An 11939-nucleotide genomic window follows, 5' to 3' on the forward strand; every position below is an offset into this window, starting at 1 on the left:
TTTGCCGCCGGAAGCGTCAAAGCCGACTTAGCTCCCGGTAAAACACACGGTAGGTTGGTGGAACCAGTTCAAGCATCTGATCGAAATATGCCTGATAAGTCTGTGCGTCAAGCTGTTCTGTTTTGGCATACTGATCTCGCACGCGATCCAACTTCTCATACAGTGCGCCAAACTGTTCCCGGGAAAACTTTGGTTTGTCCGGATAAGCAATAGAATACAAAGAACCCTCTGGCTGTGAGGAAAAGTCCCGGTTGACGCATGAAAACCGGTTCACAATCTCACCGCTGATGAGATCCGTCAGAAGCCAGCTTGACGGTCGCGGAAGTTTGCCCTCGTCCAGATTCCGCTTCTGGTACAGATATACGAAGAAAGCCAAATAGAGTTTTCCGTCTTCCCTGCGAAGTACCGGATTGGAAATCCCGTGGGGAAGCTTTTTCCCCTGAAGCGCTTGTGCCGATACCGTCTGAAAGATGCGAATGGATGAGGAAAAGGATGCTTCCTGGCTTTTGGGCAGCTCATGGGGAGGAAGCTCTCCCTCCAGATTCAGGTACGCAAACGCTTTCCGGTATTTTTCAAGACGTTCTCTGTCCCGGTCCGTCGGGTTCGGCAGACGGCTCAGATCCATGTTGTGCGTGAGATCGGCCAGCTTGACGGCCCGCGCGATTGGATCGGTGCGCACGCGCCGGATGTAGTCGTAATAGTCCATCTCCCGCGGCTTTGTGAGGATGCGTACCGCCTGGACAATCCGCGGCGTGAAGCCCTCTTTCAGCAGCAGCTCCGGTGTTACCGCAGTGTCCTCACACAGATCATGCAGCCAGGCTGTGATTTTCTGTTCCAGATCGTCGAGCATGGCGGCGACGGCGCGGGGATGCTCCACATAAGGAGCCCCCGCCTTGTCGAACTGTCCGGCATGATATTTTTCCGCCAGTGCCTCCGCTTTCGGGAGAAGCCGAGCGAGAACGGCACTCTTACGGATTACCAGCTCCTGTGCCTCCTGCTCGGATACCTCCTCATATTTTCCATAAAGCGAAGAATCCGGGTTCATGTAAGCCATCATCACGGTTGTGCGCACCCAACGGCAAATGCCGAAGGAATAGGAATAATGCTTGCGCCCTTCCGCGCGGATAATATCCCCATTGCGAATGGGATCGGTCAGTTTGTAAAAGATCATCTGTTTTTAACCTCCGATATGTTCCGCGGCACCGCAATCTGGCGGCTCAGGGCGAACATTTGATTCTGCAAAACAATTGCCTCGTCGCTGTCTTCCGGAAGCTTGCGCCATTCCTCGTACAGCTTGTGCATGGGACCGTTTTTGATCTCGTAGCTTTCCGGGGTATGGAATTGCACCTCAAGCTTCTGGTGACTGGGCGAGATCAGCTTAACGTTGATCCCATTGTAGGGATTTGAAGTGTCCGACCACGTGTTTTTAACTTGAACAACCTCGTAGCCCTTCTGCTCATACAGCGCCAGACTGTCGTTGACTCCCTGTGTGAGTGTCTCCGGCGGGAAAGTCTGTGTATACCGCAGAATATCGCTCACTTCGTGGATGTCCATGGGATCGCCGCGCTCATGCAGCTTTTCCTCAAGGGAATCCGGTAATTTCACCCGGTGTTCAAGTCCGACCGCCTGTCCTCCGGAGGTCTCCGCAATCCGGCAGATATCCTGTGTGATGGCTGGTTCATCGCGCAGAGCCTGAAAATAAACAGCCTGCTCATCGGGATCCAGCTTTTCTATTGCCGCCTGATTGCGGGCGAGATCCTCTGCATCCATACCCGCAAAGAATTCGCTGCTTTCCTGCAGCACCGGTATTTTTTCGCCGGACGGCTCCACATCTGCCGGGAATTCCCCGGTTTCGGCTGTAGCGGTCTCCTGTGTTCCTTCCGACATTTCCCTTTGCGCAACCACGCAAGTCGGGTCCGTCAGGTGCAGGTTCTCGTCTCCGTAGCACATGCGCTGGTAGGTCTCGGCGTCTACATACGAGACACCGCCGCCGGAGTCGATCACCTCAAAACCGGTGATGCTTCCATCCTCTCCACGTTCCGCTTTGGTGACGGTAATCCAGTGGTCAGTCGCCCGAGATATGGAAGGCGTGCCCATTGCATCGTCAACATTCTCATCCCACAAAGTGCGGGAATCGACCGCCGCGGTTACAATGCAGCCTTCCTCCAGTTTCTGTGCGACCTCCTCCATCGAGAGAACGTCATCAAACTCATAGGTATCAACCTGAATGTTTTCACCGCTCAGCTTGCCCATGTGCTCATAGAGCTGTACAAATTCTTCTGTTGTCGTACTTCCGCAATCCTCCAAATTATTGGAATCATGGAAGCAGAGATTCTCGTTCACCGCCTGTGTAAGCACATCGTTTTCTGAAAAACGGTTTTCTCCCAGCAGTTGGTTCAAACCATTTGCGACAGAAGTCGGGCCGCAGGTTCCTTCAAACCCAAAGTCGTTGTAGCCCTGTTTGTAAAATCCTTCGGCGTTCTGGGAAACTTCATCGGTCAGCCTTTCCTGTGAATCAACAAGGGGAGAGACTGGTTCTTTGGTGTCCGTGCTCTGCAGCTCGAGCGTTTCTGTCTGGGGGCTCACGTCTGTGCTCTGCGGCTCGAGTGTTTCCGTCTGGGGGCTCACGTCCGTGCTCTGCGGCTCGAGTGTTTCCGTCTGGGGGCTCACGTTTGTGCTCTGCGGCTCGAGTGTTTCCGTCTGGGGGCTCACGTCTGTGCTCTGCGGCTCGAGTGTTTCGTATGCAGAAAGCTCTTGTCCCTCGTCGCTGGATGCAAGTATGGCGTCGATGCGATTCTCGTACGGAGTCACGGGAATGCGCATATCGGGATCCACCTTATATGCTTCGTTGATTCGCTGCCATTCGGGATCTTGGCTGTAGGTGGGATAATCCATCTGACTGTAATTATGTTCCGCCATGTAGAGAGACATCTGATCCGCTGCCGTGGGAGGAATTTCTTGTTCCTGCAGCAGCTGATTGTTGAGTCGCTGCCACTCGGGATCCTGACAATAGGTGGAGAAATCTTCCCGGCCATAATTGTGTCTGCTGAGATATTCTGTCATCTGGTCTCTTGCGGAAAGAAGCGAACCTCCCGTCGGGCTGGGACTATTGGGGCCTGACGGGGGTCCTGGCGGGGGGCCTGGCGGGGGGCCTGACGGCATTCCCGGATCGCTGGGGATGCCGGATTCTCCGGGAACAGTGGGGAGTCCAGAAAGTTCAGTAATTTCAGAGGATGAGGATGTCTCTGCTACCACTCCGGAGGTATCTGTGACATCGGGGTGCTCCTGTGCCATCTCATTGGGAATTGATACTTCCGGAGTCAATGGTAGGGGAGCAAAACCTTCCGGTTCCACTTCCTGAGTTGCAACAGTATCTTCGATTTCAGAACCCAAGACCTCATCAGTTTCCTGTACCTCATCTGTAGTGTCCTGAGTTTCTTGCTCATTTGTACTTTCAGACTGTATATCCCAGGAATCCTCCAGGGTATCGTCTTCATACAGCTCCTCCATCATTTCCTGTTCTCCAGGAAGTGGGAAATCTGCTTCTTCGTCCTGCGGGATCTCCTCGGTCTCCGAAACACCTTCAGCCTCCGGGATCTCTTCAGTCTCCGGAATCTCTTCAGCCTCCGGAATCTCTTCAGCTTCCGGAATCTCCTCAGCCTCCGAGATCTCTTCAGCCTCCGAGATCTCTTCAGCCTCCGGAATCTCCTCAGCCTCCGGAATCTCCTCAGCCTCCGGGATCTCTTCAGCTTCCGGAATTTCTTCAGCCTCCGAAATATCTTCAGCCTCCGGAATCTCTTCGGCTTCCGAAACACCTTCAGCCTCCGGTATCTCTTCAGCTTCCGGAATTTCTTCAGCCTCCGGTATCTCCTCGGCTTCCGGAATCTCCTCAGTCTCCGAGATCTCTTCAGCCTCCGGAATCTCCTCGGCTTCCGGAATCTCCTCAGTCTCCGGGATCTCTTCAGCCTCCGGTATCTCTTCAGCTTCCGGAATTTCTTCAGCCTCCGGTATCTCTTCAGCCTCCGGTATCTCTTCAGCCTCCGGTATCTCTTCAGCCTCCGGAATTTCTTCAGCTTCCGGAATTTCTTCAGCCTCCGGAATCTCTTCAGCCTCCGGAATTTCTTCAGCCTCCGGAATCTCTTCAGCCTCCGGAATTTCTTCAGTCTCCGGAATCTCTTCAGCCTCCGGAATCTCTTCAGCCTCCGGAATCCCAGGTGCTTCATCCATCACAGCGGCAATATCCAGATCGTCCTCCTCTGTGAACGTTTCCGGATCGGAAAATTCCTCGATCTCCGCCTCTGGAATCTCGTCCATCCATGAGCCTACATCATCCAGCTCCGCTCCTGTGTCGTCACTGATATCCAGTCCCGTTACATTGTCCATTCCCTCGTCAAAGCCGCCATACTCTTCGTCCACCTCTGCACCTCCTCCCGTTTTTCCGTTAGGATTGTTTTAGGAAACGAGGATGTTTGAGCACCACATCGTACTCTTCGCGCCGGAGACCAAAATTTTTCGCAAGTAACGCTTTACGCAGAAATTTAATTTTTACGCAGTTACGCAATGCAAGCGAGGGCGAAATGCCTGGCAGCTTGCTGAGCTCAGCGTCAATCTTCGGATCGAGCTGTACCAGAAGCTGCACAAAACTTTTTTTATCCGTGATTTCATACAAAAGCTGATTAATCAATCTAATGGCGATGAAATCCGCGTCTGTGCGCATGGCTATATTGCATTGGCCACCGCAGTCCGTATTGCAGGCGCACTCCCGGTACGGCACAAGAAGTTCCTCATGATTTTTCCAGTAGGTGACATGGGAAGCAACTTCCGCGTCGCTGATCACGGGGCGAATCTTCGCTTTTTCTCCAACATGATAGGTCATAATGTGAAGAGGAGAATAGACACGGCCATAGTGCAGCATGGCTTCGCCCACGCCGAGACGTCCCAGAAGGTCGTAGTCTGCTTGCTCCATATTGGTGGCCGTACTGATGGCGTCCTTATTTTCCTTCTCCACCAGCTTGAAGATCACCTTGACATTTGTGTTCGCGACGATGCTGCGTCCCACCTTTGTGGGAGACTGGTCCGCGATGATAATCCCGGTGCCATAGGAGCGGATTTCGGCAATCATATCCTCGAGCGCTTCTATCGTGCTGCCCTGAGAATCGGCCGCACCTTCTTGCACAGCACCGCCGCGCCCACCCAAAAGAACATGAGCTTCGTCGATCAGCAGTATATTTTTGAGTTTTCCGTCGCCGGAAACATTGTTTTTGGTATAGACACAAATTTGGATGAGCAGCAACGCCATAATCAGTGACTTCTGTTCTTTGTTGTTGATGGCATTGAGTTCAATTACGGTGGGAGTGCGCAGCAAATCCTCCAGCGGGATGGAATGAATCGTATCGTAAATATTGGGATTCTGCTCAATCAGGCTGACAAGACGGACAACACCGGCGCTCTCCATGTTGGCGCGCACTTCTCCCTTATAGTCCATATTGCGGATTCTGCGGCGAAACACCTTGATAAACTCATACAGTCCGAAAACCTGCACATTCGGATCGTCGGTTGTACTGTTGAGATGCCAGCCATATTCATTGTAGCATTCATTCACCGCCGCCAGAAAAATGTCCGGCAGAGGATCCGGCATGGAGAAAGCCGCCTTGAAGGCGCTCATCAGGCTCGGAATAAACGTTTCCACCGTAACGCCGCGAGGAGGCAAGAACGGGTTCACGATATAGGGCGACACCTCGTTTTTACCGGGAGTGAATACCTGCAGCTCGTCAATGGCGTCAAGCAGGGAGCGGTATTCGCTCTTTGTCGGCTCGATAGCCAGAAACGGAATCTGGAAGTCACGCCAGAATTGCAGCAGCATTCCGAGGGAGAAATTTGTCTTGCCGGAGCCCGGCATTCCCACGATGAGGCCATGCTTGGTAAAATCGTTCAGCGGTACGCCCGCATGCGCAGCGTCCCCTTCCTGGGTGCGGCTGGCGTTGAGGATGCGCCCCAGTTTGAAGTTTCCCTCGCTGATGATGCTTTGGTTCAGCTTTTCGCGGTTGCTGGAAAGTTTTTTGCTTTCCAGACCGATAGTGTGGCCATCGTCAATAGGAAGCTTGAAAATGCCGCTGAGCTCACGCGCGGTCATCAAATATTTCAGGCGGAGAAAATAAAGCGGAGCAATCGGAAGATCCCAGAACACGCGATCGCGCTGCTGGAAAACAAGAAGATTGCTGATCGCCCAAGGCTGTTGTTCCAGCTTTTTGTGAGGAGCTAATCCGCAGCCTGTGAGATCCACCGTCTCAAAGGCGCTGCCGGCTGCGCTCCCCTCCTCACCAATGGCATCGATTACCTTGTTCGCAATGCTCAATGCGCTGTTCGGTTGAGCATAGATCAAAAAATTATAATAGAAAAGAGGTTCTTTCTCGGAAGCAAGAAGAGAATCGTAGGCATCGGCGATCGCCTGAATATTGGCGTCTGCCTGAATGCCCTGACAGAACCGCATATTGCTGATGTACATACTCATGTAACGGCGGGATTCTTCAATTCCCATGATTTCCTCCGCCGTGTATACGGTGGGGATCAGCTGCAGGGAAACCGCACTGTTTGGTCTCTGAGTCAGCATATTGGTGAGATCCGCAATATTCAGATCTTCGGAAGGTCTCACGAGATCGTTGTAATACAGGCAGGAATTCGGCATGAGGACATGTTGTGCGTATCGTTCCTTCCGGGAAATGGCCAAAACGGCGCTGCTGTCTACCGATTCAAGCTGGTTGGAAAAAGAGGCCAGATCCTCCTCCCCCAGCACACGAAGGGAAAAGTTTTTTCCTTCCAGTTCGTTGACCAGGTTCTGTTGTGTTTCCTCCAGTGCGCTCTGCAGTTCCAGAGCGGAGGTTCCCATTTGCCGCAGCAGGACGTATTGTCGCACCTGTGCTGCATACGTTTGATTTTTTACCGGAATACTCTGCCACAGGATCTCAAGGGATGCCTGATTGGCCGGGGAGCGGCGGTAAAAGCCTGTGATCAGTTGCACAAACAGCACCTGGTTCAGATGACAGGCACGATCCAGTTCTTTATGCAGCAGCTCATAATAGGGGATCGCCGTTACCTCACATACCGCGAGGCCAACAGCTTTTCCTCCGTTTATTCTCGAAATATGTACCATGCGTAATTTCCCCTCTGTTTCGATGGTCCCATCTTGATTAAAACATGGAAAACAGATGTTTATCGTCGCAGAGCTGTTCTGTCAGCGGTGTGAGAGCAGCTCTGTTCTCTTTTACATATTTTTTGATCCGCACCATGCTGCCGTCTACCTGCATATCCGCTGTAAGCTTGGCTGAGGAAGACATGTTTTGCAGGAGGGCAGAAGCGGTTTCATAGGAATCCGTGGTGGTGAGCAGGTACGCCTGCATCAAATTACAGGAAATATGGTGTGCCAGATGTACAATCTGACAGGCGCTTGTTCCAAAAGGTGCGGTCTGCCGTTGTGCGAGCACAACCGCATTTTGTGCCTTCGCCGCTGATTCCTTAGCGCAATATAGCACAAAATTGGATAACGCGCGCTCTGAGATGGAAGACGTTTTTTCAAACAGGTAGGCAAAGAGCGCTTCATTGTATGATTGACAGCAGCGCTCCAGGTAAACGCTCAGTGCATCTGCCCGTACCGTGCTGCCGTTTTTCTCCAAATCCCGCAGAAGCTCCACTTTTTTGTCCGGGCTTACCCCGTCCCGGCAGATCAATTCGTTGAGATCGCCGGAATCAAGCGTAAGACCCGCGTCGATCAAGGTTTGTGTGACTTCCCGGCGCACCTCCGGTTCATCCGGGGAGTTGCGGATATATTTCCCAAGCATGCCGTGGAAAAAGGAAGGCTGCATTTTTTTCAGGGAAAAGAGCAGAGAAAGGATATCCGCCTTTTGGGGGCCGTCAAGCGTGCAGGTAAGAAGATAACGTTCCAGAGTGGCGGGAGATATCATCTCCAACCCAGAGAGGAGCGGTTGGAGAAGCTTTCTGCGATCCTCTGGCGAATCGGCGCCTTCGCATAGATAATGGGTGGCAGCCGTTTCCACAGCTTTGTTGTCAAAGCGAAGCTGCTGCAATGCATTCCACACAGTAAGCCGGTCCTTTGCGCTTTTCTGCGTATCGGCAAACAAAGTTTCCAGCCGCCTGGCGTTAAGCACGGCAAACTGCTCGGAAGCCGCCACCTTGTTCAGGATCAAAACCGCTTTGTCCGCCTTTTCCTCCAGCGCATAGTCCAGCAGCTCATACAATTCGCTGTCATACAGCTGTCCGGTGCAGACAGCGTCAAGTACCGCAGCGGTATCCTCCGGTTCCGTTTGCGAGAGCACATGCGTGAGAATTGCTTCCATATCTGGTGTGGCGCCTGTTCCACAGCTCGCGATGACGATTGCTGCCTTTGTGCCGCAGCTGTCGCTCCCGGAGAGATATGCCTGCAGGTGACGCTGATCCTGATCGGTATAAGCGCCAGCCTCAAACAGTTGTTTTGCCATTTGCGCTTTTCCGGGAATATCGGGAGCCTTGTCGAGCACAATGTCAAGTGCGCTGTGCGTGTCAAGATTGGCGGTGTTTGAGGCAATCGCTTGGGCCAACTCCATGTTTTTCTGTTTGAGCGAGAATGTCAGGAGATCCTTGTTGCATTCTTTGGAATAGACCTTTGCCGGTTCAATCATAGAGGCAAAGTATTGCGCCCGCCCGCTGTCTCCCAGTGTGTCAAACACAAGAGTAAGCAGGGCAAAGGCGTCCGAAGCAGAATCCGCCCCGGCGAGGAATTCGTACATGGCTTCCTCCTCGTCGTCCGGTGCGCTTCCTCTGGCCTGCAGCGTCTGGTAGTCGTCCCGCAGCCGTTGAAACATGCTGCGGGCTTCCTCCTCACGGCATGCACCGGGGGTAATCACCGCGATCAAACGGTAACAAATACGAGCGATCAATGTCCCGATATAGGAGGAATCAATTTTTTCACATTCCGTCAGATTGTTGTTTGCCCCGTCCATGCGGCGGTATGCTGTGTCAACAATGCACTGACGCGCTACGTTTTTAATGGTGAAAAGTCCGTCATACGTCTCTTCCCGTAAAATTTCCTGCCCGCAGTACCGGCATTGCCATACCTTTTTTTCCGGAAGATAGACAAGACTTCCGCCGCAGGAATCACATTTTTTTGTGGAATAGGATATAGCCATGATAAAAACTCCCGGCTTAACAGCTTATTTGGAAAGCATCAATTTTTTGTTGCGCTCCACAAGCATCAGGTCCAACCGGGAAATTGCTTCCAGAGCAGAAGGCTTGTCCCCCTGCTCACAATACACACGTAGTTCGTTGATGGTCATATGGATGCGCTGCTCTACGTCTTCGATCGCCGGAGTGGTCATGGGATCGGAATAACGAATGCTCTCCGCCAATTTTTTCAGACGAGTGCGCAGCTCTGGATCCTGAACGGAAGAGGCCAGCATTTCCACATCCACCCCCATCCCCTTGAGGGCGGCCACTTTTTCCTTGACATCATCTTTCGCTGCCTTTGCCGCGTCCCGGCCTGCCACCGCCATAATGGCAATGATCATGAAGGCGGCTAGTAAAAGCGTCTGGATAAGAAGTGGGATTTTGATATCGACGATGTGCTGGAAGAACATAAAAACTGTGCTGGCAAACAATTCTGCAAAAAAGTAGAAAATGGAAAACTGGATCAAAGGGATTCCAAAGAAAACCGTTTCCGCATCCAGCGTCTTCGCAGAAAGGAACAAGGAGGCAACCTGGCAGCCGAACGCGAAGATCATAAAACCGTAGCTGAGCCAGAAGACAGGAGTTTCGGGCTTGCCGAGCAGGAACACAAATAGGTTATATACAAAAAACAGGATGCCGAGAACGGCAATAGACATACCGCCGGCTTTGCGTTTGTTCATCGTAGTCATGATCCAACCTCCAGAAAAAATCATTCATTACTTAAAGCTTGGTGCCACACTCGGGACAGAATTTTGGCGTACCCTCAATGGGATGGCCACAGCCGGGGCATGTTCTGCTGAGCTTAGTGCCGCACTCCGGACAGAATTTTGCGGTAGGAGAAAGAGCCGCGCCGCATTCCGGGCAGAACTTTCCTTCCCCCGGAGAGGAAGGCGCCGGAGAAGCGGGCGAGGAGAAATCGCTGTCCACATCAAAGGGCATGACGCCGCCAACGCTCTGCTGCACAGCTGCGGCCGGCGGAGCAGGCTGCGAGGGCTGCACGATGGCTGGACCTGCGTTTTGTCCGGCGTGCAGGATGTCGCGGATGGACGAGCCGCCCGCATTGCTTCCCATGGGAGAAGAAACGCCGCTCACATCCTTCGGCGGAGCCTGGGTGGGAATGCGATCCGCGCTCAGCGCGCTTCTAGCCAGCTCGCTGATGGTACCGCCCATCATAATGCCGCCCATCGCGCCGCCCATGATACCGCCCATCGCGCCCATCGTTCCTTCGTTGGATGCAAATTTTTCGGCGATCATCATTTGGCGCTCCTCCTGCCAGGTGTAGCCCTGAATAATGCGGCTTGAGCGCTTGTTTTTGGCGTCGGTGATTGCGGCATAATCTTTTTCCGGCACCTCGATGCTCTCGATATTAAAGAATTGAACAATTACGCCATATTCCTCAAAGATCTGATCGAGGCGCTCCTTGACGACCTCACTAACCTCCATTAGATTAGCGTTCATCATAAAATAGCTGAGCTTTCCGTTGATCATGATCTTCGAAATACAATCCTTCACATGGGAAGAGATAATACCGCGAAACTTTGAAATCAGCGTAGCGGCGTCGAAATTCTGGCGGAAACCGACGAGTTTGAGCATGAATTTGCGCGAGTCCTCCACGGAAACGGACATAGCACCATGGAGCATGACATGCAGAAAGATATCGTAGAGTGGATCCTCAAGCGCGATAGGCCCCTGTGTTCCCCAGAGAAGTTCCATCTGATGAACCTTGTTGATGAAAAAAACCTTGCAGGGGAAAGGAGTCTCTCCGCCGGTGGGAATGTTGACGATAGATCGGAGGATCGGAATGTTCGGCACGGACAGAGTGTGGGAGCCGGGGCCAAACAGGTCTGCCGCATTGCCGTTGACCACAAGCAGCGCTTCGTGCGTCTCATCGACAATAAGCTGAGACGTTGTATTGAAATTTTCGATCGAGGATTTCCAAATCAGTTGATCCGGATTCCCCTCAAATTTGATGACGGAAGAAATTGGCATTCGAATTCCCCCCTCCTAGACTTATTCAAATGATTTTGTTAAAGTATGAAAAGTTTTTTATATCATAACACTTTTTCGACAATTTGTTTACTATTATTTCATGTTTTATAGATTCTTCTACATAATTCCAATAATCTTAAATTTTTCCCATTCATTTTTTGACGTTTTGCCTAAAAACAATTTTAAATTGTTCGCATATAATCTATCTACACAATTATTACACACTTCAAAAACAATTCATCAACGAGCCACACAACACTACAAGAGTAAAAATCCACATTCATACTGCAATGCGAGCAATTTTACAAAACAATATCTAAGCCAGAGAGAGCAAAAAATTATGTAATAAAAAACCTCCTGGTAAAATAAAGTTGCGGTTGATTAACTGCAACAATAAAAAACCAGAAGGTCTTTCCAATGAAAGAAAAAGCAATTTAATAATTTTCAAAAAATATTACAAATTTGAAGTATAGTACATAGAAGGTATTTTGAGGCAAAAAAATATTTCTATAGAGGATAAGCAAAAGCAGATACAAGAGCACATTAAACAACAATTAGAAACAGATCAGATAGCAAGTTAAACAGGCTCAAAAGGAGTTCATAAACCCATTTATAATTTGTTTGTAAGTCCTTTTCTTAATACTGTCCGTTCAGATTTGTAGAGCTACAATACATGTTGGACAGAAGAGCAAGTAAAAGCAAATAAAAAAGTAGAAGGACAGAGCCTTCATAGG

6 protein-coding genes are annotated in these 11939 nt (G+C 51.1%); all 6 read right to left on the reverse strand.

What is annotated here, in order from left to right; genetic code table 11:
* Positions 1–16: 16 nt before the first annotated feature.
* From I2G69_RS08245 to I2G69_RS08270, 6 genes are read right to left on the reverse strand one after another with little or no spacing between them, the layout of a single operon-like run.
* Positions 17–1171 carry an HD domain-containing protein gene (locus tag I2G69_RS08245; protein WP_243254922.1) on the reverse strand — a complete coding sequence of 385 codons (1155 nt, stop codon included), beginning with the start codon at positions 1169–1171 and terminating at the stop codon, positions 17–19.
* On the reverse strand, positions 1168–4416 hold the full coding sequence (locus I2G69_RS08250; RefSeq protein ID WP_195560619.1) for a hypothetical protein: 3249 nt from the start codon (positions 4414–4416) through the stop codon (positions 1168–1170). The genes I2G69_RS08245 and I2G69_RS08250 overlap by 4 nt, the downstream gene beginning before the upstream one ends.
* A gap of 25 nt (positions 4417–4441) precedes the next feature.
* Positions 4442–7150, reverse strand: a complete 2709-nt coding sequence (locus I2G69_RS08255) for an ATP-binding protein (protein WP_195560620.1) — start codon at positions 7148–7150, stop codon at positions 4442–4444.
* 37 nt (positions 7151–7187) lie between these two features.
* The gene (locus I2G69_RS08260) at positions 7188–9179 is read right to left on the reverse strand and encodes a hypothetical protein (protein WP_195560621.1); all 1992 of its coding nucleotides are present in this window, start codon (positions 9177–9179) and stop codon (positions 7188–7190) included.
* Positions 9180–9203: 24 nt separating this feature from the next.
* Complete coding sequence (locus I2G69_RS08265; protein WP_195560622.1) at positions 9204–9905, reverse strand: hypothetical protein; 702 nt, start codon at positions 9903–9905, stop codon at positions 9204–9206.
* 31 nt (positions 9906–9936) lie between these two features.
* A complete protein-coding gene (locus tag I2G69_RS08270; RefSeq protein WP_195560623.1) occupies positions 9937–11205 on the reverse strand; it encodes an SPFH domain-containing protein in 1269 nt (422 codons plus the stop codon).
* Positions 11206–11939: the final 734 nt, after the last annotated feature.

This window comes from Anaeromassilibacillus sp. D41t1_190614_C2, assembly GCF_015558525.1.
Taxonomy (GTDB): Bacteria; Bacillota; Clostridia; order Oscillospirales; family Acutalibacteraceae; genus Anaeromassilibacillus; species Anaeromassilibacillus stercoravium.